22 protein-coding genes are annotated in these 23311 nt (G+C 57.3%); 11 read left to right on the top strand and 11 right to left on the bottom strand.

What is annotated here, in order from left to right; genetic code table 11:
* Positions 1-5: 5 nt before the first annotated feature.
* Positions 6-1049 carry an NHL repeat-containing protein gene (locus tag M017_RS0109140; protein ID WP_051669726.1) on the top strand — a complete coding sequence of 348 codons (1044 nt, stop codon included), beginning with the start codon at positions 6-8 and terminating at the stop codon, positions 1047-1049.
* Here the strand turns inward: M017_RS0109140 and M017_RS0109135 are convergent.
* The 3 genes from M017_RS0109135 to M017_RS0109125 are packed head-to-tail and all read right to left on the bottom strand — an operon-like array spanning position 1024 to position 3081.
* On the bottom strand, positions 1024-1596 hold the full coding sequence (locus M017_RS0109135; RefSeq protein WP_031497534.1) for an HD domain-containing protein: 573 nt from the start codon (positions 1594-1596) through the stop codon (positions 1024-1026). The genes M017_RS0109140 and M017_RS0109135 overlap by 26 nt on opposite strands.
* Positions 1593-2429 (bottom strand): PHP domain-containing protein, encoded by an 837-nt coding sequence (locus tag M017_RS0109130; protein WP_031497533.1) that lies wholly within the window; start codon positions 2427-2429, stop codon positions 1593-1595. Before M017_RS0109130 ends, M017_RS0109135 begins: the two co-directional genes overlap by 4 nt.
* 19 nt (positions 2430-2448) lie before the next feature.
* Positions 2449-3081 carry a hypothetical protein gene (locus tag M017_RS0109125; protein ID WP_238325846.1) on the bottom strand — a complete coding sequence of 211 codons (633 nt, stop codon included), beginning with the start codon at positions 3079-3081 and terminating at the stop codon, positions 2449-2451.
* Positions 3082-3120: 39 nt separating this feature from the next.
* Between M017_RS0109125 and pckA the strand changes: the two genes are divergently transcribed.
* Positions 3121-4683 (top strand): phosphoenolpyruvate carboxykinase (ATP), encoded by a 1563-nt coding sequence (gene pckA / locus M017_RS0109120; protein ID WP_031497530.1) that lies wholly within the window; start codon positions 3121-3123, stop codon positions 4681-4683.
* Between the two features lie 114 nt (positions 4684-4797).
* A complete protein-coding gene (locus M017_RS0109115) occupies positions 4798-5253 on the top strand; it encodes a hypothetical protein (RefSeq protein ID WP_031497528.1) in 456 nt (151 codons plus the stop codon).
* On the opposite strand, the gene M017_RS0109110 is transcribed toward M017_RS0109115, so the two are convergent.
* The 3 genes from M017_RS0109110 to M017_RS0109100 are packed head-to-tail and all read right to left on the bottom strand — an operon-like array spanning position 5237 to position 8997.
* Positions 5237-6052, bottom strand: coding sequence for a hypothetical protein (locus M017_RS0109110; protein WP_155121321.1), 816 nt, complete (start codon positions 6050-6052; stop codon positions 5237-5239). The genes M017_RS0109115 and M017_RS0109110 overlap by 17 nt on opposite strands.
* Positions 6045-8531: a [protein-PII] uridylyltransferase family protein gene (locus tag M017_RS0109105; RefSeq protein ID WP_051669721.1), complete on the bottom strand. Its 2487-nt coding sequence runs from the start codon at positions 8529-8531 to the stop codon at positions 6045-6047. The genes M017_RS0109110 and M017_RS0109105 overlap by 8 nt, the downstream gene beginning before the upstream one ends.
* Positions 8524-8997 carry an MOSC domain-containing protein gene (locus M017_RS0109100; RefSeq protein WP_031497524.1) on the bottom strand — a complete coding sequence of 158 codons (474 nt, stop codon included), beginning with the start codon at positions 8995-8997 and terminating at the stop codon, positions 8524-8526. The genes M017_RS0109105 and M017_RS0109100 overlap by 8 nt, the downstream gene beginning before the upstream one ends.
* Positions 8998-9235: 238 nt before the next feature.
* Here M017_RS0109100 and M017_RS0109095 point away from each other — a divergent pair, with 238 nt between their 5' ends.
* Positions 9236-10666 (top strand): glutamine synthetase family protein, encoded by a 1431-nt coding sequence (locus M017_RS0109095; RefSeq protein WP_031497522.1) that lies wholly within the window; start codon positions 9236-9238, stop codon positions 10664-10666.
* 223 nt (positions 10667-10889) lie between these two features.
* Here the strand turns inward: M017_RS0109095 and M017_RS0109090 are convergent, their stop codons facing one another.
* Both M017_RS0109090 and M017_RS0109085 read right to left on the bottom strand, forming a co-directional pair.
* Positions 10890-11228, bottom strand: coding sequence for a P-II family nitrogen regulator (locus M017_RS0109090; RefSeq protein ID WP_031497520.1), 339 nt, complete (start codon positions 11226-11228; stop codon positions 10890-10892).
* 21 nt (positions 11229-11249) lie between these two features.
* Positions 11250-12623, bottom strand: a complete 1374-nt coding sequence (locus tag M017_RS0109085; RefSeq protein WP_035958159.1) for an ammonium transporter — start codon at positions 12621-12623, stop codon at positions 11250-11252.
* A gap of 237 nt (positions 12624-12860) precedes the next feature.
* Here M017_RS0109085 and M017_RS0109080 point away from each other — a divergent pair, with 237 nt between their 5' ends.
* Positions 12861-13985: a porin gene (locus M017_RS0109080; protein WP_051669719.1), complete on the top strand. Its 1125-nt coding sequence runs from the start codon at positions 12861-12863 to the stop codon at positions 13983-13985.
* Here M017_RS0109080 and glnA read toward each other — a convergent pair.
* Both glnA and M017_RS0109070 read right to left on the bottom strand, forming a co-directional pair.
* The gene (glnA, locus tag M017_RS0109075; protein WP_031497516.1) at positions 13982-15391 is read right to left on the bottom strand and encodes a type I glutamate--ammonia ligase; all 1410 of its coding nucleotides are present in this window, start codon (positions 15389-15391) and stop codon (positions 13982-13984) included. The two genes, M017_RS0109080 and glnA, sit on opposite strands and share 4 nt — an antisense overlap.
* A gap of 40 nt (positions 15392-15431) precedes the next feature.
* Complete coding sequence (locus tag M017_RS0109070) at positions 15432-15911, bottom strand: single-stranded DNA-binding protein (RefSeq protein WP_031497514.1); 480 nt, start codon at positions 15909-15911, stop codon at positions 15432-15434.
* 22 nt (positions 15912-15933) lie between these two features.
* Here M017_RS0109070 and M017_RS0109065 point away from each other — a divergent pair, with 22 nt between their 5' ends.
* The 6 genes from M017_RS0109065 (at position 15934) to hemG (ending at position 21221) form a co-directional block, all read left to right on the top strand.
* The gene (locus M017_RS0109065; RefSeq protein ID WP_031497513.1) at positions 15934-16251 is read left to right on the top strand and encodes an EthD family reductase; all 318 of its coding nucleotides are present in this window, start codon (positions 15934-15936) and stop codon (positions 16249-16251) included.
* 11 nt (positions 16252-16262) lie between these two features.
* Complete coding sequence (locus M017_RS0109060; protein ID WP_051669717.1) at positions 16263-17414, top strand: ankyrin repeat domain-containing protein; 1152 nt, start codon at positions 16263-16265, stop codon at positions 17412-17414.
* A gap of 51 nt (positions 17415-17465) precedes the next feature.
* Entirely contained in the window at positions 17466-17822 is a 357-nt protein-coding gene (gene rbfA / locus M017_RS0109055; RefSeq protein WP_031497510.1) for a 30S ribosome-binding factor RbfA, read from the top strand.
* Positions 17823-17969: 147 nt separating this feature from the next.
* Positions 17970-18863 carry an FAD:protein FMN transferase gene (locus M017_RS0109050; RefSeq protein ID WP_080507599.1) on the top strand — a complete coding sequence of 298 codons (894 nt, stop codon included), beginning with the start codon at positions 17970-17972 and terminating at the stop codon, positions 18861-18863.
* Positions 18851-19882, top strand: coding sequence for a uroporphyrinogen decarboxylase (gene hemE, locus M017_RS0109045; RefSeq protein WP_031497506.1), 1032 nt, complete (start codon positions 18851-18853; stop codon positions 19880-19882). Before M017_RS0109050 ends, hemE begins: the two co-directional genes overlap by 13 nt.
* Positions 19866-21221, top strand: coding sequence for a protoporphyrinogen oxidase (hemG, locus tag M017_RS0109040; protein WP_162179870.1), 1356 nt, complete (start codon positions 19866-19868; stop codon positions 21219-21221). The genes hemE and hemG overlap by 17 nt, the downstream gene beginning before the upstream one ends.
* On the opposite strand, the gene M017_RS0109035 is transcribed toward hemG, so the two are convergent.
* Positions 21218-23311 carry a glycoside hydrolase family 57 protein gene (locus tag M017_RS0109035; protein WP_035957745.1) on the bottom strand — a complete coding sequence of 698 codons (2094 nt, stop codon included), beginning with the start codon at positions 23309-23311 and terminating at the stop codon, positions 21218-21220. The genes hemG and M017_RS0109035 overlap by 4 nt on opposite strands.

Raw genomic sequence — 23311 nt, 5'->3', positions numbered from 1 at the left:
AGTTCATGCAAAGACGGGCCTTGCTTGCCAGCCTTCCTTATCTCGTAACAGCTGCCCGTGGGCAGCAGAAGCTTCCGGTCATGGGAAGCGGTGCGCACACCTATGAAGTCCACCACGATTGGGCGCAGTTGCCGCCACAGATTCGTTTTGGCAACACGCACGGCATTGTCGTCACCGAAGACCGCCGCGTCATTGTCGCCCATACGGTTCACAAAGACAGCGAGAGTCCTGATGCAATCTGCATCTTCGATGACAAGGGCAAGTTCATCAAGAGCTGGGGGGCAGATCTGCGGGGTGGCGCGCACGGGCTGGTCCTGCGCAAAGAAGGCTCCACCGAGTTCCTCTACCACTGCGATAACGTCAAGGGCTTTGTCCGCAAGACGACCCTCGACGGCGAAGTGGTCTGGGTGATGCATGCTCCCATTGCCAGCGGAGTCTATGCAAAGGCTAGCGAGTACAAGCCTTCCATTTTGGCCATCGCGCCCAATGGCCATCTCTATGTCGCCGATGGTTACGGCAAGTTCTATATCCATCACTACGACGAGAAGCTACGCTGGGTCTCCACCTTCGGCGGCTCACGCGAGTTGATGGACAAGGATAAGAATGTCGAGACGGCAGCGGGAACGACAATCTGGCCCCACGCCATCGCGATTGATCCACGCGGCTCCAAACCGCTGCTGGTAGTGGGCGAACGAGGCGCCAACAGCCGGGTGCAGTACTTCGATCTCGACGGCAAGCCGCTCCACAGCCTGAAGGACGGAGTGCGCTGGCCGAGTACTTTCGAGTTTCAGAATGGGCTGATGCTAATGCCCGACCTGAAGGCAGTCGTCACCTTGTTCGATCGCAACAACAAGCCGCTCGTACAACTGGGCGATGGAAGACAAACCGATGGCAAAACCTATGAAGGCATCCGCACCCTGGGCCGCGAGTCCTTCACAGCCGGACAATTCATTGCTCCGCATGGCGCCAGCTTCGACTCCGACGGCAATATCTATGTCGCCGAATGGGTAGAAGTCGGCCGCGTTACGAAGCTTCGTAAGATCCTCTAATCCCCAGCTCGTCCGCCTTTGCCTTCATCGCGTCAATGCAGAACTGGATGTGAGTCTCAAGATCCACGCCCAGTTCTGCAGCGCCCTTGGTGATGTCATCGCGATTCACCGCGCGGGCAAAGCCCTTGTCCTTCATCTTCTTCAGTACCCCTTTGGGTTCCACCTCAAAGATACTTTTGCTCGGCTTCACATAGGAGGCGGCGGTGAGAAAGCCGGACAATTCGTCACAAGCAAAGAGAGCTTTCTCCAGCAAGGAATCTCTTGGGATGCCCGTAAAATCAGCATGCGAGAGAATTGCCCGGCGGATCTCCTCGCTCACACCGCGTGCTTCAAGGATGGCTTCGCCCTTGGTTGGGTGGTCTGGCAGATTCGGATGGATCTCCCAATCGAAGTCATGCAGCATTCCAACTACCGCCCACTTCTCTTCGTCCTCACCGTACTTCCGCGCATAGGCCTCCATGCAGGCCGCCACCCCAAGCATGTGACGGCGCAAGCCGTCGCTCTGTACGTGTTCGGTGACAATCGCCCAAGCTTCTTCTCGAGTCATAACGATGACAGTTTATCGAGCCAGCTCTGAGGAACACTGACATTGCCCTCGATGCCTCGCCCCAGATGAATCTGCGGCTTGACACTGCCGTGATAATCGGAGCCTCCTGTCGGAGACAGATTGTACCGTTCAACCAGTGCCAGGTAGCGTGCACGAGCAAGCTCGTCGTGATCTGAGTGCATCACTTCCAGCCCCAGCAGGCCAGCATCCGCTTGCTCCCGAATGAACTCTTCTTCCACCTGCGGGTCGCTCATCCCCAGCCGGATCGGATGCGCGAGCACAGGCACACCACCATGCTCCCGGACTTTGCGAATGGCATCGGGAGTCTTCGGATCGTCCATCAGAATGAAACCGGGTGCATCTTCGCCAATGTAGCGGTCAAAGGCTTCGGGCACGGTCTTCACGTAGCCCTTTGCGATTAACAACTTCGCGAAATGAACGCGGCCAGTAACAGTGCGGCCGAGGGCTTCCGCCTCTTCGAGCTCAATCGGAATCCCGAGTTCGCGGAGCCGTGCCGCCAGACGGCGATTGCGTTCACGGCGGTACTCCAGCATCGCCGCGAGCCAGTCTTCAAAAGCTTGCGGCGCTGCGCCATGGAACCAGTAAGACAACAGATGCACGCTGCGGCCACGCGCCTTAGTACTCACTTCCACACCGCGCACCAGCCTGATGCCGTGTGCATCGGCAAGCGGCTGAGCCGTCGCATGGGCACTAAAAGTGTCATGATCTGTGATTGCGATCGCCGTGAGCCCAGCGCGCGCGGCGTTCTCGATCAAACCGGCAGGCGAGTCGGTTCCATCGCTCTCGTAGGTGTGGGTGTGAAGATCAATCAACCTAACAGCATACCGGCTACTAGGGACTTTGGTGGTGGGAGAGTAACGGCGTCATGGGGTCAAACTCAAAAAGCTCTCCAGCGATTTTCACGGTCAGTCTGCCGAGCCCCATGGCTTTGCTCTCGACGTTGAAGAAGATCGCCCCATCTGTCGCCTCACCGGCCACCACTTTGTTGCGCACCAGCGCAATCGCGCTTGCGGCGGCTGCGGCCTTCAACTTGTTGCCGCCAATTTCTCCAATCGCCGTCTGCCGGCGCTGTTCGTAACCGTTTGTGCTTTGCATGCGCTGTAAGCCATAGAGGCCGAGTTCGTAGGCGCCCACCAGCTTGATCACATCATCGCGATTTGCTTTCTCCAGCATCCGGCGCACAATCTGCCGCGCAGGTTGCGCCCGCAGAGTCGAGCCGTCTTCACGCCGGAAGAAGAAGTCCTCGGGGTCCACAGTGCAGATGTACTTCGAACCGTTGTTCACGGCCACCTGGAATACGGTATAGCCGCGGATCTGCGACGGGATGCTCGCAAACATGACGGTAAGCCCGGATTTTGTCAGGGTTTGATACTTCAGTCCGTTCGACTCAAACTCGATCACCTGCGCCTGGAGGCGGGTGAAGGCGAGGAGGCAGACCATCGCACACTGAAGCAACAATTTCACACCCTCATGATATTCTGTAGACTCTCATAAACAACACTTATGGACGTATCCAATATTACTTCGAGCCGGCTGGAAGCCCTCAAACGGGCCGGAATTTCAAATCCGGGGCCTGTATTTTGGAATCTTTCGACACCCGCGCTGATTGAGGCGGCCATCTCGCGAGAGGAGGGGCAGCTTTCGGCAAACGGCGCTTTTGTCGTACGGACAGGCCAGTTTACGGGCAGGTCGCCGAAGGATAAGTTCATTGTGCGCGATGCGATCACAGAGAACACCGTGAACTGGGGCCCGGTGAATCAGGCCCTTGATTCCGAGCAGTTTGCGAGGATTTTTGAGAAGCTGACCAAGCATCTGGAAGGCCGTGAGCTCTTTGTCAAAGACGGGTTTGGCGGCGCCGACCCGGCCACCCGTCTGCCCATCCGCTTCATCACCGAGAAAGCTTGGCACTGTCTATTCGGCACGCAACTCTTCTTGCGGCCCACCGCGAATGAAGAGCTGCACCATCAGCCAGAATTTACGCTGTACTTTGCTCCAAGTTTTGAGACCGACCCAACTGTTGATGGCACCAGGAGCAGCACCTGTATCGCGATCGATTTTACAAAGCGCATCGTGCTGATCTGCGGCACCTACTATGCAGGAGAACTCAAAAAGAGCGTCTTCACGATTCTCAACTTTCTCCTCACAGACCGAAACATTCTCCCCATGCACTGTTCGGCCAATGCAGCCAAGGGCGGCGCGGTAGCCCTGTTCTTCGGCTTGAGTGGCACGGGCAAGACCACGCTCTCGGCAGACCCGGTGCGCGACTTGATCGGCGATGACGAGCACGGCTGGAGCAACAATGGCGTGTTCAATTTCGAGGGGGGCTGCTATGCAAAGTGCATCCGCCTCACGCGCAAGAACGAACCGGAAATCTGGGATGCGATCAAATTCGGCACCGTGCTTGAGAACGTCGTCATGGACCCGGAGACACGCACACTCGACTACAACAGCGAAGAGTACACCGAGAACACACGAGCCGCTTATCCCATCGAATACATCACGAATGCGCGCATCCCTGGCGTGGCCGGACATCCTACACATGTGCTGTTCCTCACAGCCGATGCGTTTGGCGTGTTGCCGCCGATCAGCCGATTGACACCGGAACAGGCAATGTTCCACTTCCTGAGCGGGTATACGGCAAAGCTTGCCGGTACGGAACGTGGCTTGGGCAAGGAGCCCGCCGCCACCTTTAGTGCCTGCTTCGGCGAGCCCTTCCTGCCCCGGCACCCGAAGGTCTACGCCACCATGCTCGGCGACAAGTTACGGAGGCACGGCGTCAAGACTTATCTCGTCAACACGGGCTGGGTGGGTGGAGCCTATGGCGTGGGCCATCGCATGGAGCTGCAGTACACCCGCGCGATGGTGGAGGCCGCGATTGCCGGCGAACTCGATACTGTAGAGACACGTCCGCACCCGGTATTCGGTGTCCATGTGCCGGTCACTTGTCCTGGCGTGCCCGCGAGCAGTCTCGATCCGAAGGCCCAGTGGAGAGATGGCGACGCCTACGACAAGGCGGCAACGAATCTCAAAAAACTGTTTGACGAGAACTTCAAGAAATTCGAATAGAGCGGCGAAACTCACGGATGAGCCGTCTCTCGCGGATGGCTTGCGCCTTGATCTTCGGCTTGCCCTTTTTACTCCTCGCAAGATGTTACGAGTCCGCTCCCCTTAGAGCTGCCCGTGTTGCGGAACCCCCTTGGCCATCAGGCCGTCTTTGCCGCGAAATCAGGATTCATCGTGTTCCGGGTTCCGCTTATGAATCTGCTACATGGCGGGATGGCGGCGCTGATGCTCGCACGTGCTGCGGACTTTAAAAACGAAGAGCGACGTGCCGCCTTCGCAGGCGTCTTCAAGACCTTAGTCTTCGCCATTGGATTGAAAATGGACTTTGAAGCGGTAGGAATCTGCCTGCTGGCAGAGCCAGCCCTGAATGCAGTTTATGGAGGTTGGTGTGCCGCGGCCACATTGCTGTCGATCACACTGGGGCTCGGCCTTGCCTTGCTGCGAAGCCGCCAGGCACCCCTCCCCTGGCCCGAACTTCACCTTCGCACTGGCGACAAGATTGCCCTCGCCGCGTTGTTCGGCGTCTATCTTCTCGTCGTGATCTGGACCTGGATTCTTATTTCGTTCCTTTGAGCGTGGGCCGGAGCTTTTGCAGTTCCTTTTGGAAGAGTGGATTCTCCGGAAATTCACGGCTCAGCTCGGAGAGCAAGATTTCCGCACTTTGTGGCCGTTTCTCGCGAAGATGGACAATCACCAACAGGATTTTCGCAAAGGGGCCGAGATACTTTCCTTTTTTGACAACCAACTTGAGGCGATCCACAGCAACCGCCTTGCTCCCCTGCACCTCATCAAAATGGAGAAACCAACGCACAAAGAAGGGAACACTCCCGAGTAAATACTCCGTGACGCCGGTCGTCAGATAAGCATCAGCATAGTCTGGATCCAGTTTCAGCAAACGGACGGCGTAGGCTTGCGATTCCCTCGCATCGCTCAGGCTCCCGAGTTGCCTCTTCTCAATGAGTGCCGTGTAGTCACTGGTGAGCCCGGCATCGAGACAGAGCGCGAAGAGTGCGTTCCGGTGGTTCGGATCGCTGTTGAGTAAGCTTTGTGCTTTTTGGCGGGAAAGGTCGAGCGACTCCCGAAAGCGGAGCTTCAATGCCAGATCGGGAGCAGGCTTCTTCTTATCGAGAAATTTTTTATCGCTTGCAAAGAACTCTCCTTCGAGGATCGCCAGACGATCGAGCTCCCGAAACAGATAGGCCGCAGAACGGAATGTGTAGCCGAGGGGATCCTCGGGCTTTTCTGCGATGTAGCGATCCATTTCACGATCAGCCGCATTGAAATCGAAGTTGTACATGCGATTCAAGGCGAACTCGATCGTTGCTGCTTGGGCGAGGAGAGGAAGCAGCAACAGAATGGAGAGCTTAGGCAAAAAGGCGATCAAAGGTTTCGCGAGTCTGGTCCTGGATACTGCGGAGATCTGCTTCAAAACTTTCCCGGCGCAGCCGGTCAGGCACCCAGCGCTCGAGCATGGCATGCAGCGCATCGAGAGTGGCACGGGAGTGAGGAAGATTCCCGGCTGGTTGTCCGGTGTAGAGGCGCAATCCGTGATCAATGGCGCGAAAGAGCGTCGCCGCATCCATGAGGAAGCGGGCATCGTCACGTTCCAGATGACCCATCTTTTCGAGTACATCGATCCGCTCGGGAGTGTTGAGCACTTTAAAAAAGATTCCCGCGCCGCGCAAGCGTAGATACATCAAGATGAAATCGATGTCGTAATAGCCACCATGGCCCGCCTTGAGCGCGTTGCTCTTTCCCTGCTCTTTCTCAAGACGTACACGCATATCACTCAGTTGCCTGCGAGACCGATGCGATTGTCCATAGCGGCGCCAATCCACTTGCTGGAGTTCACTTAAGAAGGCAGTGGCCCGCTCCACGTTACCGGCAACGGCGCGAGCTTTCATGTAAGCAATGCCTTCCCAGGCCTCGGCATGCTGGGTGAAGTAATCGATGTAGGTCTCTTCAAACTGCACCAGGTCGCCTTCCCGTCCGTAGGGACGGAGCCGCGCGTCCACGGTAAAGATCACGCCATCGCCAGTGTAGGCCGTCAACAGCTCGATCATGCGGGCGGCCACACGGGTCCAGAACTCAAGATCCTCAGCCGCATCATTCGGAAGAATGAAAACCAGATCGGCATCACTTGCCAGATCGAATTCCCGCATGCCCAGCCGGCCCAAGGCAACCACCATCATGTCGCGGTCAATCTGCGTGCGCCCTTTTGAAACATCATTCAGCGCCAGCCGATACGCTTGGGCAATGACGGCATCCGCCAGATCACTGGTGGCCGAGAGCGTTTCAAAAACAGGGCGGCGCAGACAGAGGCTTTCGCACTGGATGCGGAAATTGCGGCGGCGGAAAGCCCGGCGCATGCCCCCTTCTGCCTCCCATTGCACCGGATGATTCGCACTGACGCGCATGCGGCGCACCTCTTCCACCCAGAGCGGCTGGCGCACCAGTTCTTCCGTGAGATAGGGGCTCAGCGCCGCAATATCCAGAAGATCACGGGTGAGCGCAGCGTCGTGCTTGGCGGCGTCGAGCAACCGATCGAGCTTGGAACCCGCATTCAGCGGTGATCGATCCGGCTGACTCGGCGCCCATGCCGCCGCACGCCCGTAAATAAACTTGGCGTAGATCGATTCCACAGCAGCAAGATGCCGCTTGAGGCGCGCCACCAGACGCGGCCCCGTGTTCTCATGGCCAAGATCAATCGGAGGCATACGCCGGGCGAGGTGATCGATCTCTTCCGGATTCTCGGGCATGCTATGCGTCTGCCGGTCTTCCATCACCTGCAGGCGATGTTCGAGATGACGAAGGAATTCATAAGCTTCGCTGAGCTCGAGAAACTCGGCGTTCGAGATCAGCGATTTGTCGTTGAGCCGGGCGAGCGCGAGCATTGTGCCACCGTGGCGCAACCAGGGCTCACGTCCTCCATGCAGACGCTGGAGGCACTGCACCAGAAACTCAATATCGCGAATGCCACCGCCCGTGAGCTTGATGTCGAGTGCATCACCGCTCAACTTGCGGGTGGAAAGTTTTTCGTCCAGCCGGACCCGGCTTGCGCTGACCGCTTCAATCGCCGAAAAATCGGTGGTGGTGCGATAGGTGAGAGGTTCGACGAATTCGATGAGCGCCAGTCCGGGGGCAGGGTCGCCAGCAGAAACCCGGGCCTTGATCATCATCTGAAGTTCCCAGTCGCGCGCGCGGACTCGGTAATACTCGCGCGCCGCCTCCAGAGAAACAGCAATCTCGCCGAGGCTACCTTCGGGACGAAGACGCAAGTCGACGCGATAACAAATGCCTTCGGCGGTATAAGCACCAAGAAACTGCGTTTGCCGTTGCGCAACTTTCTCAAAAAACTCTTTGTTACTGAGAACCATCGGACCGCTGGTTTCGCCAACACCGTCGTAGACATACATCAAGTCAATGTCGGAGCTGTAATTCAGTTCCTGCCCACCCAGTTTGCCGAGAGCGAGGATGGAGCAGCCGCAGCGCGTGCCGTCCTCCAGCCGGGGGGTGCCATAAACCGCCTCGGCCTCATGACGAATCTGTTGGTAGGACCAGTCCAGAATCGCGTCGGCAAGAGCGGAGATCTCAGAAACAGTCTGGGAAAGCGAGGCATGCCCCAGAATGTCGCGCAGGAGAATGCGCAGGATACAACGGCGGCGGAAGGCCGCAAGGGCGAGATTTTGAAAAGGAATTTCGGCCAGAAGTTCGCGGAAGCGATCGACGGCAAAATCACGTTCCAGTTGCAGTCCCTCAAGCCATTCGGGATGTTGCCGCAATTCCTCAGCCAGCACGCGGCTATGATTCTTGAGAATCCCTTCGAGAGAGTTGAGGATGAGATCAGACAACTTGGTCTACCAAGCTGATCCTATCACCCGGAAAGAGCAGCCCACCTTTCTGAACGCGGGCATACCAGCCACCGCGCCCCTTCTGCGTCAGCAGTTTCTGGATTTTTTCAAGACCAGGCTGGTTATATAGATCAAGGGTGCGGCAGGGTTTGCGCAATTTCGTCAGCTCGATCAGACCTTGCGCTCCCAAACGAAAGCGTTGGCCCAGCGCAAGTTGCTGATAATCCAGTCCGGTCGTGGTGAGATTTTCGCCCAGCGCGCCCGGAAACAGCGTGTAGCCGAGGGCATTGAGTTCGTCGAGAACTTCCTGCCCAATCAGCAGCAGAGCCTGATTGGGACCACCGTGGACTTGGGGGTGAGCCCAGTCATCTCCCTCTAAACCGAGTGGCGTGAGTTGAGCCTGCGGCAGAGGACGCTTGGGAAGTCCACCCCGTGAAATATTCAGCTGACTTATATTACCGTCCATATGCTATCTCTCCATTATCCGAATCGATAGCCTCAATAAAAATAACCATGGGTACTCAAGCCTCTCCGATCTTGGATTCAAAGGAGTCCAAGGATTATAATCGGGCAACGGCCTTCGTGCCGGATTTGGTCTTTGTTGGGTACGATCCCGTCCCGCCCGTCTCCGTTGACAGCCCTGGAACGATTCGCTACTGCTCCGCTCAATAGCCCGTACCCTATCTACTCAATCGAGGGAATGAATGTCTAACGATTTGCGCAATTTTTTAACGCTTTCCTATGGAGAGCTGGAAGAACTGAACCTGGCAGCCAAGGAGCAGCGCAAGAATCGCGTTCCCGCTCACGTGATCCAGGAAGAACGCCTGAAGTATCTCACTGACGCAAAAGGGATCAAGGCGATCACCGTCATGTTCAGCGACCTCGAAGGCCGCCTGCATATGCTCGACTATGACAAGAAGTTTTTGATCAATAGTTTCGACAATCTGACTTTTGATGGTTCTTCGATTCGTGGCTTTACCGCGCAGCGCGAGAGCGATCTTCGCCTGGCAATCGACTGGAGTGCGTTCTATTGGGGTCCGGCAGATGTCTTCGGATCGGGCAAGGCACTGGTCTTCGGTGAAGTCGTCGACAAGGACGGCTCGGCCTACCGTGGCGACCTGCGTGCCGTGCTGAAAGAATTCTCGAACGAGCAGTTCTCGAAGAACGGCTACACCCTGAACGCTGCGAACGAAATCGAAGGATTCCTGTTCAAGGGCACCGATGCAGAACGTCATTATCATGAGCTCGGTAAGTTTGAGTATGTGAACACCGGCGGCTACTATCACTCTCTGCCTGGCGACCTGCTCCGCACCTTCATCGACACCACGGCCGAAGTGCAGCGCTCGATGGGCTTTGAAAACGAAAAGGACCATCCGGAAGTGGCTCCTTCGCAGTTTGAAATCAACTACTCCTACGGCGAAGTGGTCGCGGCGGCGGACCAGATTCAGCTCTACAAGCTGATCTGCCGTCAAGTGGCCACCCGCATGGGCCTCACCGCCAGCTTCCTGCCCAAGCCGGTTGTCGGCGTCAACGGCAGCGGCATGCATACCAACGTTTCGATCACCAAGGGTGGCAAGAACGTGTTCTGGGATCCGAAGGGCGAAGAGAAGATCAGCAAGTTTGCCTGGCAGTTCATCGATCGCATCCTCACTCATGGCAACGACATCTGCCTGATGCTGAATGCGAGCGTGAACGCCTACCGCCGTCTCGATCCACACTTCGAAGCGCCGAACCAGATCAAGGCCTCGGCCACGGATCGTGGTTCGATGGTTCGCATTCCGATCGGCAACGAGAAGAGTTCGCGTGTGGAGGTTCGCTCGGTGGGACCGGACGCCAACCCCTACATGGTGCTGTATTCGGTCTTCAAGACTGGCCTCGACGGCGAGATCTCGAAGATCAAGAATCTGCGCCAGGCAGAGCGCTACCTTCCGGACAACGTCTACACGGCAATGGAAAACTTCCGGGCCTCCGATTGGTCCACCAAGCTGCTGGGAGACGACGTCAAGGGCCGCTATGCGGATCTGAAGCAAGCTTCCGCCGATCGCTGCCCCCGTCTTCTCGGCACCTTCGTCAAGGCGCCAGAAGTGCAGTATCACCACGAGGTTTACAACCAGTTCCTCTGGAACCAGTTCTAAGAGAGCTCCACAACAAGACAAAGGCCCCGGTCGCAAGACTGGGGCCTTTTTTGATGGCAGTCAGGCGACAGAAGTGATCTACCCCAAGGCCGTGGAGGCAAGCTTCGACCGGGCACAACCCATTTCGCCACGATTACCGGAAGAAGGAATGACCGTCTTTCGCGAAAAAGAGGTCCCCAGCCTTGCGGCCGGGGACCTCTTCATTTGTTTTGTGCGGAGTCGGCTAGATAGCGCTCTCGCCCCGGTCTCCGTTACGGATCCGGATTGCATCTGCGACATCGTAGACAAAGATCTTGCCATCGCCGATCTTGCCCGTACGGGCGGCCTTCATGAGCGTGTCGAGCACCTCTTCCAGCCGTGCGCTGGGAATCACGATCTCGATCTTGATCTTGGCCAGCAGGTCGACCTTATACTCTTGCCCACGATAGACCTCGGTGTGGCCTTTCTGCCGTCCGTGACCACGAACTTCAGTGACGGTCATGCCATCGACCCCAATGCCCTTGAGGGCTTCCTTCACTTCTTCCAGCTTGAACGGTTGGATGACTGCTTCGAGTTTTTTCATTGTGTGATTGCCTCTCTATCCTCAGCCTTCCAGCGAGTAGCCTTCTTCGCCATGTTGTGACAGGTCCAGACCTTCGATTTCATCCTGCTGGCTCACTCGGACGCCGCCACAGACCAGATCGCAGATCTTTAGAATCAACAGTGTGCCAACAATCGCGATCCCCCATGCGATCGCAACGCCAATGCCCTGGCTCAGAACCTGACCACCGTTGCCTTCGAGCATACCCGCTTTTCCTGCCGGAATGCCGGAGTTGACGGCCGTGCTGGCAAAGACACCCGTGAGCAGCGCACCCAGAGTGCCGCCTGCGCCGTGGACACCAAATGCGTCGAGCGAATCGTCATAGCCGAGCATGGCCTTCACCTTCACCACCATGTAGTAGCAGAAGATGCCGCCAACAAAACCCATGATCAGGGCCGCACTCGGAGAAACGAAGCCAGCCGCTGGAGTAATCACAACCAATCCGGCCACCGCGCCCGAGATTGCGCCCAGCACCGTCGCCTTCGAGTGGAGCCATTCCATCAGGGTCCAGCCCAGCGCGGCAGTAGCAGCGGCAAAGTGCGTGGTGACAAAGGCGCTTGAGGCGAGAGAACCGGCGCTCAGAGCGCTTCCGGCGTTAAAGCCAAACCAGCCCATCCACAGCATGCAAGCCCCGATAAAACTCAGCACCAGCGAATGTGGCTTCATCGGCTCCGTGCCATAACCATGCCGCTTGCCCATGTAGATGGCACAGACCAGCGCGGAAACACCCGAGGTGATGTGCACCACCGTGCCGCCAGCGAAATCGAAACAAGGCACAGCGTTTGGACTGCCACTAAACGCATTCAGGAAGCCGCCCTTGCCCCAAACCATGTGCGCCATCGGGTAATACACCAGGAACGACCACAAAATCATGAACAACACCATCGCATTGAACTTCATGCGCTCTGCAAAGGCGCCAGTAATGAGTGCCGGAGTAATAATCGCGAACATCAACTGGAACATCATCCAGGTTTGCTGCGGAATGGTCGCAGCGTAGTCGGTATTGGGATCTGCCCCAACGCCGTTCAACATGAAATAGCGAAGATCGCCAATAAAAGGTTGGCCTTCTCCAAAGCACAAGCTGTAGCCGACAACGGCCCACAGGACGGTTGCCAGGGCCATGAGCGTAAAGCTCTGCATCATGGTTGCGAGAACGTTTTTCTTACGTACCAAGCCTCCATAAAAGAGGGCGAGGCCAGGGCCCGTCATCATGAGCACCAGCGCGCAACTGGTCATCATCCATGCGTTGTCGCCTGCAGACTGTGCGGCCTTGACGCTTGCCTCAAGGGAGGCGAGGGTCGGCGGTGGGGTTGCCTGCGCGAAAAGCGCAGCGGCACTGCCAAGTGCGAGTGGGACTGCAAATGCGGTTCTTTTCATGACTGTCCAGTTCAGTGGGATTCCCGTGGACGACAGGGGCGGGATAGACATCGCGCGTGACTTGGCGGATTGATTCATCATGCTACTTCAAAACGAAAGTGGGAAACAGATTATTTTGATTCGCCTAATTGAAATGTTTGATTGGCGATCTTTTGTACAGACCCCATACACTCGTTGAAACGAGATGGCCGGCTCTCAGTCGAGTGATGCCAAATATAAGGATCGCTAATAGGAGCCATGATGCAGTATTCGCGCTTTTACCTCAAGACCGCAATTTGCCCATTCTTTGTTTTTTGTCTTTTTGCCCAAGGTCCGGCTGACCCAACCACGCCGGCGGCCCCCGCAAACTGGTCGGCGGGCCCCATCAACTTCAGTGGGCTTGTCGACGGATACTTCAGCTACGCCCCCAATCATCCGGCCTCGAGGACCAATATCTATCGCAACTTCGATGTGCGAGCAAACAGCTTCAGCCTGAACATGGCCAAGCTCACACTGGAGCACGACGCAGATCCAGTGGGTTTCAAATTGGATCTCGGATTCGGGAGGGCAATGGATATCTTCAACTTCCAAGACACCGCGAATGGCTTCGATAACCTGCGCTATGTGCCCCAGGCCTACATCAGCTTCAAGCCGAAACAGGCCAAGGGCTTGCAATTGGATTTCGGAAAGTTCTACACCAGCGCTGGTGCGGAACCAACGGAAACTCACCTCAATTGGAACTATTCGCGCTCGCTTCTCTATGCGAACGGCCCGTATTACCATTTCGGGTTGCGCACCTCCATCCCGATCAACCAACACTTCACCGCTGGCTTCCAGTTGGTGAACGGGTGGAATAACGTCGAAGATAACAATTCCGGTAAGACACTGGGCTTCACCACAGCACTCACTCTCGGTAAGTTCGCCTGGATGAATACTTACTATACAGGTCCCGAGAAAACGGACACGAATCGTGGATTCCGAAACTTCTATGACACCGTAGTCACGCTGAACCCAACCAGTAAAATCAGCACCTATGTGAACTTCGACTACGGTACAGAAAAGTTTGCTGTCGGCAAAGGATCAAATGATTGGATTGCGGTCGCAGGGGCGGCGAAGTTTCAACTCACCAATGAAATTTCGATCAGTCCTCGCATCGAACACTACTACGACAAGGATGGTTTCATCACTGGAACCGCCCAAAAGCTCAACGAGTTCACGCTGACCGGCGAGTACAAGTGGGCAGAAGGTCTCTTGACGCGGCTCGAGTATCGCCGTGATTGGTCCAACAGACAGGTTTTTGAGCGCGGCGGCACCCCAAACGCGACCAAGGGCCAGAATACAGTTCTGATCGGCTTGGTCGCTTACTTCGGACCCAAGCGTTAGATGTCGTAGTACAGGTGAAATTCGTAAGGATGAGGCCGCAGCCGGATGGCGTCGGCCTCATTTTTACGTTTATAGGCGATATAAGTTTCAATCAGCTCGGCGGTGAACACATCGCCCTTGAGCAGGAACTCGTAATCAGATTCGAGACAGTCGAGCGCTTCGTCAAGCGAAGCAGGCATCGATGGCACAGCCTTCAACTCTTCGGGAGAGAGATCGTAGATGTCTTTGTCGAGCGACTCGCCCGGATCGATGCGATTAATAATGCCATCGATCCCAGCCATCAACATCGCGGAAAACGAAAGATAAGGATTTGCGCTGGGATCGGGCGGACGGAACTCCACACGCTTTGATTTCGGAGCCGAAGAATACATCGGAATGCGAACCGCTGCGGAGCGATTCCGGCGGCTGTAGGCCAGATTGACCGGCGCCTCATAACCAGGAGCCAGGCGCTTGTAGCTATTGGTGGTGGGGGCAATAATCGCGCTGAGGGCGCGGGCATGCTTCAAGAGTCCACCGATGTACCAGAGCGCAGTCTGGCTCAAACCGGCGTACAGTTCCCCCGCAAACAGTGGCTTGCCATCGCGCCAGAGACTCTGGTGAACGTGCATGCCGCTCCCGGCGTCCCCAAAGAGCGGCTTGGGCATAAAGGTGACGGTCTTCCCATTACGCTGCGCGACATTCCGCACAACGTACTTATAGAGCATCATGTTGTCGGCGCTCTTCACCATCGTGTTGTAGCGCTGGTCGATTTCCGACTGGCCCGCGGTGGCAACCTCATGGTGGTGGCACTCGATCTCGAGCCCGCAAGCCTGCATCACTTCCACCATCTCCGAGCGGAGATCGTGATAGTGATCGGTGGGAGGAACCGGGAAATAACCTTCTTTGACGCGCGGCCGGTACCCGAGATTGTTCTCACGCCGGCCGGAACTCCAATGGCCCTCATCGCTATCGATCTGATAGTGAGCCGAGTGCATATTCTGGTCGAAGCTGACGTTCTCAAAAATAAAGAACTCTGCCTCAGCCCCCACAAAGATGGTGTCCGCGATGCCGGTGGTTTTCAGATAGTTTTCGGCCTTGATCGCAATCCAGCGCGGGTCGCGCTCATAGTGCTGGCGAGTGATCGGGTCGATCACGGTACCGTTCATCACCAGTGTTTTGACGCGCGTGAAGGGATCGAGAAAGGCCGTGCCTGGATCAGGCACCAGCAGCATATCGCTTTCGTTGATCGCTGCCCAACCACGGATGGAAGAGCCATCAATGCCGAAACCGGACTCGAAACTGTCGAGACTGACCTCGGAGATCGGGTAGGTAATGTGGTGGGACAGGCCTGGGATATCGGCAAAACGAATATCGACCTGCTGGACAGCATTCGCCTTGGCAAAATCCAGGACTTCTTGAGGAGTCATTTTAACTCAGCCTATCACCAGATGAGCCAAGAGACGCGCTCTAGAAAGGAACGTCGTCGTCGCTGATCCCCGGATCGAAGTCGTCGAAGTTGCCACCGGACGGGCGGCCGCCACCGCCGCCTTGGGCAGGACGCTGAGAAGCGCTACGCGGAGCACTCTGCATGCCGCCACCGCTGCCTTCGCCTTCCCCACGGCCACCAAGCAGCATCACTTCTTCAGCAATCACTTCAGTGGAGTACTTTTTATTGCCGTCTTTGTCTTCGTAGCTACGCGTCTGCAGACGGCCTTCGATATAGACTTGCTTGCCCTTGGTCAGATACTGGGCCAGATTTTCGTTGCGCCAGAGGACGACGTTGTTCCAATCGGTCTCGTCCTTCCAGTCGCCAGAACCGGAATCCTTGATGCGGCGCGTGGTCGCAATGGAGAAGCGGCTCACCGCGATCCCCTGTGGGGTGAACTTGGTTTCGGCATCACGGCCGAGATTCCCAATCAAAATTACCTTGTTGACGCTACGTGCCATACAGCGTTAAGTTAACACAGCTATGATCTGCGTAACCGCGTTTTACCCAGCGGCTGGTGAGGGCCGTTTCGACACTGTTTATTACTACGACCGGCACTTGCCGATGGTGAGCCGGCTCCTGCAGCCCTTTGGTTTGCAGAAGATCGAAGTGGATGAAGGTGTTTCCGGCTTCGCGGCTGGCATGCCGCCGAATTATCGCTTCATTTGCCGCCTCTACTTTGATCGCCTGGAGGGCTTTCAGGCCGGAATCGCCGCAGTCGGCAATCAAATCCTGGGCGATGTCGGCAACTATACGGATATCCCCGTGGAATTGCAGGTCAGCCAAACCCGGACATTGTGATAGAAGGAGTCATGGCGCTGCAGCCGCTGTCCTTCGACTCCACACTCGCAGCTTACCGCCAGCAGGCAGCCGCACTGCTGTTGGCGCAGCAAGACGGTCAGCACTGGGCGATCGAGCTGTTCCACCAGAATCACCCTCGCTTTCTCGACGAGAAAGTCGTCTGGCTGCCGAAACGGATTTCCGATGACGAGATCCAAGCAGCGGCCTTGAGCCAGGACGATGCCGAACTGGCCATCGCCCGTTGGTACAACTTTCGCGACTGGGCCGCCTTGTCAGAGTGGGTGCACGCGATGGCCGATCGGGATTCTGCGGTATTTCATTTCGAATCTGCAGTCGAGGCAGTCATCGCCGGCGATCTGGACCGCCTTCGAGTCCTGCTGGAGAAGCACCCGGAACTGATCCAGGCGCGCTCGACGCGGGTGACTAATTTCGATCCCCCCATTCACCGCGCCACACTGCTGCACTACCTGGGCGCAAACGGCGTCGAGAGCTACCGGCAAAAGAGTCCGGCCAACGCTGTCGAGGTCGCGCGTCTGCTGCTCGAGGCCGGTGCCGAGCCAGACGCAGTTGCCGACATGTACGGCGGCCACTGCACGACAATGAGCATGTTGGTTTCGAGCACGCCACCGGCGGAATCAGGCGTCCAGCAGGGCTTGATTCATACGCTCGTCGACTTCGGCACTTCCGTAGAAGCCCAAGGCGAAGGAGCCTGGACTTCGCCCCTGGTCACCGCCCTGGTCTTTGGATTTGAAAACGCAGCAGAAACGCTGGTCCAGCGGGGCGCGAGGGTGGATCAGCTACCCGTAGCAGCCGGATTGGGACGGATCGAGGACCTAAAACGGCTGCTGCCAGCTGCCGGCGTGGAAGAGCGGCATCGGGCCTTGGCCCTTGCGGCGCAACTCGGCAAGGTCGAGATTGTGAAGCTGCTGCTCGATGCAGGCGAAGACCCCAATCGCTACAACCCGGCGCATCTCCACTCCCATGCCACACCGCTGCACCAGGCCGCTCTCGCCGGTCATTTTGCGGTGGTCGCGCTGCTGGTGGATCGAGGCGCGCAATTGGATCTCAAGGACAAACTTTGGCAGGCCACACCGCTCGGCTGGGCCCAGCACGGAGGTAAGACAGAGGTCGCCGGGTACCTCAGCAGACACGGCGCCAGCTAGCAGCCAAAGAAATTCTTCCTTGTTTGGGCTGACAGGCCGGATAATAGAGTTGTGGAAGGCCGCCGTTTTGAACGAGTCGCGGAAGCGATTCGCCTGGAGATCACCGAAATGATCGCTTACGATCTGGAGGACCCGCGCTTGGCGGGCCTTGAGGTGACCGACGTGCAGGTTTCCCCTGACATGAAGAAGGTGGCCGTGAGCGTCCACATTCCGGCTCAAGGCGAAGAAGCAGAGAAGATTCTGGAAGTACTGAAGACCACCAAAGCTTACTTTCGAAAAGAACTCGCGCAACGCATTGATCTGTTTTACACTCCTGAGATTTACTTCAACTCTGCAATGAATCTCGGTCCTCGGGCCCGGGTGACCGATTTGCTCAAACGCATCCAAAAAGGGCGTCCAAAGGACTAAAAACGAGTGGCTTCTGTAAAGTGTACGAAGGTAAGGCGAAACTCCTCGAAAATCGTACCTGCTGTGCTACTTTTAGTTCTAGTTGTTTTGGGTTGGAGCCAAACTGAGGGCCACGAAGTCCTTCGGTATGAGGCAAGCGTAGACTGCATGGGCGGGGTATTTACAGTTACCGCCTACGGCAAAAATCGCAGCCAGCTCGAGGCTGCCGTGACGGAATCTCTCGAAGAGGCACGCCGTCTCGATTCACTGTTGTCCAACTACAAGCCGACCAGCGAGTGGTCGAAAGTGAATGCGGGAGCGGGAAAAGGGCCTGTCGAAATTTCGGCTGAACTGTTCCAGTTGCTCGAAGCGTGCTTGCAATATAGCCGTCAGAGTGAAGGAACCTTCGATATTACTGTAGGGCCGCTGATGCGGCGCTGGGGCTTCTTCAAGGGGTCAGGGCGTTTTCCGCACCGGTCAGAAATTCGCACCGCCATGTCCGCCGTTGGTTACCAGCACATCATCCTCGACCGCGACACGCAGACCGTTCGCTTTGACAATCCGCAAACGGAAATCGATCCCGGTGGGATCGGCAAGGGTTATGCCGTGGACCGGATGGTGGCGATTCTACGGGAATCCGGGATTACCAGTGCCTTTGTCTCCGCATCGGGGTCGAGCCTTTATGGCCTGGGAACCCCTCCGGGTGAGCCAGGTTGGAAGGTGAGTATCCGGCATCCTGCCTACAAAGACCGCAGTGTCGCCGAACTGATGCTCCGGGATCAAGCGATGGCGACCTCGGGCAGTTCGGAAAAGTACTTCATGGCTGGCGGCAATATCTATAGCCACATCATGGACCCCCGCACCGGCTTTCCCGCGCAGGGAACTTTGTCTGTTTCACTGGTTGGATCCAAGGCGATTGACACAGAAGCCTGGGCGAAACCACTCTATATACTTGGCCGCGATTGGGCGGCCCGCCACAAACCGAAAGGAATGCGTGTTCTCATCTGCCCCGAAGGTACCCGGAGCCAGAAGTGGGAAACGACATGCGAATGGCTCCAATGAACTCCCGTTTCCTCGACGCCTGCCGGCGCCGCAACACCGATGTCCGTCCTGTCTGGTTCATGCGCCAGGCTGGCCGTTACATGAAGCAATATCGCGACATCCGGGCCAAGACCGGAATCCTCGAGATTTGCAAGCGCCCGGACTTAGCGGCCGCGGTCACCCTCCAACCGATCGAAATTCTCGACGTAGACGCAGCTATCATCTTTGCCGATCTTCTGCTGCCCGTCGAACCGATGGGATTGAAGCTGAAGTTTCTTGCGGGTGAAGGGCCGCATATCGATAACCCGGTGGAAACCTCCACGGATGTCGATTCGCTGTCCACCTCCAACACGGACGATCTCGGCTATGTCGGAGAAAGCATCCAACTGGTCACCCGTACTCTCGCAGGCAAGGTTCCGGTGATCGGCTTTGTGGGCGCCCCGTTCACCCTGGCCAGCTATATGATCGAGGGCGGCCCGTCCAAGACCTTCCTCAAAACAAAGAAGATGATGTACCACGACGAGACGCTGTGGCGCCGTCTGATGGGCAAGATCGTCGACGTGTTGGGCACCTTTGCGCTCATGCAGGTTTCAAGCGGCGCCCGCTGCATCCAGGTTTTTGATTCCTGGGTTGGCGCTCTCGCCTCTGACGACTATGTCCGCTATGTCCAGCCCTATTCGCGCGCGCTGATTGAGCGCATTCGCACCTCAAGTGTCCCGGTGATCCACTTCGGTACCGGCTGCGCGGGCTTCTTCCGCGAACTGCATGCCGCGGGCGGCGATGTGATGGGCGTCGATTGGCGCATGAACATCGACCAGGCCTGGATGGACATCTCCTATCGCTCTGCTGTCCAGGGCAACCTCGACCCGACCGCGTTGTTTGCGCCACTGCCGGAACTGAAGTCGAAGGTGCACGAGATCCTGAAGCGCACCGGCACTCGTCCAGGCCATATCTTCAATCTGGGCCATGGCATTCTCCCCGAAACTCCGGTCGAGAACGTCAAGGCCGTGGTGCAGATGGTACGTGAGTTCCGCCCCTAGCCTGGAACCCGTCATGATTATCGGCGGAGGGATCAGTGGTCTCTCCGCCGCTTATTACCTTGCCAGACGGCAACAAGCGTCCATCCTGATCGAGCCCTCAGCTCGCCTGGGCGGCGTGATCCAAACCAATACCATCGCAGACTGTGTCCTCGAGGCAGGGCCCGATAGCTTTCTTTCGGCCAAGCCCGAGGCTTTGTCATTAATCGGCGAGCTTGGTTTGTCCGATGAGGTGATCGGCTCAAACGACCACCAGCGGGCCACCTGGATCGTGCGCGACGGCCGCATGATTCCCTTGCCCGAAGGATTGATGATGATGGTGCCTACCCGGGTGATGCCGATGGTGAAGAGCCCGCTGCTCTCCTGGCGCACGAAGATCCGGATGGGGCTCGAACTCTTCCGCTCGCCCACCCCAGGGCACCCCGACCGTTCTGTCGGCGACTTCATTGAGGATCACTACGGCCGCGAAGCGGTGGAATATCTGGCCGAGCCGCTGCTCGCCGGAGTCTATGGTGGCGATCCGTACAAGCTTTCCGTTCTCAGTGTGCTGCCACGCTTTGCCGAAATGGAAGAAAAGTATGGCAGTCTCACGAAAGGAACTCTCGCTGGCATCGCCAACGCCCCCAAACGGGAAGGCGGCACCCTGTTTCGAACCCTGAAGCGCGGATTGGGTTCGCTTGTCGAGGCAATCGAGCAATCGATTGCTCCCTACTGCCGCATCATCCGGGAACCGGCACAGAAAATTACCCACCATGGAGCGGAGTACAAGGTTCAGATTGGCGGCGAAACTTTGAGCAGCAGCCAACTGATTGTCGCCACTCCCGCCTGGGCCGCATCGACCTTGCTGCAATCGTTCGACCCGCATCTGGCGAGCCTCCTCAGCCGCATCGACTACTCCAGTTCGATGACCATTGGCGTGATCTACGACCGCGCCGATGTGCCGCAGAAGTTCGCCGCATTTGGCTTTCTGGTTCCGAAAAAAGAGCGAGAGTTGTTGCTCGCCTGTACCTTCGTCGATCAAAAATTCAACTACCGCGTTCCGGAAAATCGCTTGCTGCTGCGCTGTTTTGTCGCAGGATCAGGGCCGGGCGCTGATCTCGAGAAGGCGGTCCTGTCGGACATTGCGCGCCTCACCGGAATCACCGCGAAACCGCTCGCTTTCCACCTCTCTCGCTGGCCCCGCGCGATGGCGCAGTACGAAGTGGGCCATGCGGCGCTTCTCGAAGAAATCGATAGCCTGGTGGCGAAGCACCCGGGCCTGCGGCTCGCCGGCAACGGCTACCGCGGCATTGGAATTCCCGATTGCATCCGTTCGGGCCGGATCGCGGCGCTCGGCAGCTAGCCGAGCCACTCGTTCAGTTCGTGGCTGAGCAGTTCGATCGAGCCCTGTTGGGGCAGCGCATCGAGCGGAAGACCATCCTTCCAGACCGAAACCTGAAAACGAATCGGGTGCGCCTTGGCAACCGCTCGTTGTGAGATCCGCAGCTCAAAAATCTGGTCATAGGCCGCGCGGAGCAGTAAAGGATCGTGAGGAGGAGTCTCGTAGAGCGGAACCAGCGGCACCGTCACTTCGGTTCCCTGAAACTGGAAGCGCAATTCCGCGCCACGCAGCGACTCTTCCATACCCTTCACAAAATCGATGCGGATAAAGAGCCAAGCCCCGTCCGATCCATAGTGCAGTTCCTGAATCAGGAAACGCTGGCCATGCATCGCACCCTGGCGCTGGTCGATCGAATAGCTGCCGGAGCCCATCCACTCGAAGTAGCTGGAGATCTGGCCATCGATGTCCGGACGGAGCGGACCACGCGGACTCTGGTGCGTCACCTGGATATCAACCTTCAGGATCGGGCGGGAAAGCTCCTCGGGCGGCAACAGTCCGAGAGCCCGATAAACATTGGCCAGGTGCTCGCGATAGAGGCGGTCAAAATCAGTCCGGTTGGCGGAGGAGTGTTCCGGGCCGTACCACCAATTCCAATCGCTGCCCTCGGCAATCAGCAGTTCTTCGAAGGCCAGACAACGCGCCTCTTCGCTGACGTGGTCCTTCACCTTGTCATAAGTCTCGCGGGCGCGGAGCAGATACTCCCAGGCCTTGTTGTCTTCTTCAGCACCAATCCAGATGTCGAAATTTGTGCTGATCCAGGAGGCGGGAAAGATGTGCCCGATCGGCTCGGCGGGCACCTTGGCAATCGCCTCAGACACGGTCAGCGCCTCCATCTTCGGGTCTTCTTCAATCTGCCGGTATAGCTCCCGCAGGAAGGGGCGGCCGGAGAGATCGAAATACTCCCAGGCATTCTCTCCATCGAGAATGATCGGAACCAGCGCATCCCGGCCCGCACGCAGGATCGGAGCGCAGTTGGCGCGGATGGCAGCCAGAAAGTGGTCGGCCGCCTCCTTGGCCCCCATGCGCGAATAAACGAAGCCAATCAGATCGCTCAAGGTGTGATCGCGAAACAGGCCATGCATCTCATACTTGCCCTGCTTCCAGAGATAAGGCCGGTAGGTGACATCGGGCGTACCGGCGTGATCGATGGTGCGAGCCAGAACGCCGTTGTCAGTGGCAAACCAGCGGAAGCCCGTCTCGTGAGCAAGACACAGCGCCTCGTCGGAAACAGAACCTTCACTCGGCCAGAGTCCCTTGGGGGCCTGGCCAAACTGCTGCTGCATGTAGTCGCGCGATCGCTCCAACTGGACACGCGCATCCTGCGGATAGCGAAAGCGCGGCGGAAGCGCGACATAGGGATGCGAGATTTCGGCAATTTGCGAATCGCAGATCAGAGGCAGAATCGGATGGTAGAAGGGAGTCGCCGACACTTCGATCTGGCCGCGTTTGGAAAAATCGCGATAGACATCGAGCACCAGCCCAAGCTTCTCCAACTGTTTGGCGGCCAGCAACGACTGATCGGCGGACGAGTAGCCTCGCCCCTTGCTCACCAGCGCCTTTACATCGCTATCGTGGGTGAGAAACTCTTCGTCAAACCAGGCGAGTTGCGAGAGAACTTGCAAATCGCGAAAAGCCGTATCGTTGAAGGTATTGAGCGCGCGGCTGGTGTTTTCGTTCACCGCCAGAAAGGCTTCATAGAGTTCGCCATAGCGCGGATAGCGATAGATCATGCGCTGGACATTGGCCTGGAAGAAGTAGCGCAGGATAAACTCACGCTCGCCGTCAGTCAGGCTGGCGCTATCCTTGTTCGCACACCGGAGAAAGGGGTCCACCGCGACGCCGCGAGCATACTCATCCAGTTGAACCAGCATCGACGGCACCAGATTGAAGGTCTGGTGCACCTGGGGAAAATCCTCCAGCACCTTGACCATGCCGTAATAGTCCTTGAGGGCGTGGAGACGAGTCCAGGGCAGCTTGTATTCGTTGGAGACCAGATCCTTATAGAAGGGCTGGTGCATGTGCCAGACGAAGGAGAGGTAGATTTTGGGCAT

The organism is Bryobacter aggregatus MPL3 (genome assembly GCF_000702445.1).
Lineage (GTDB): Bacteria > Acidobacteriota > Terriglobia > Bryobacterales > Bryobacteraceae > Bryobacter > Bryobacter aggregatus.
This window is presented reverse-complemented; position numbering and strand designations above follow the sequence as displayed.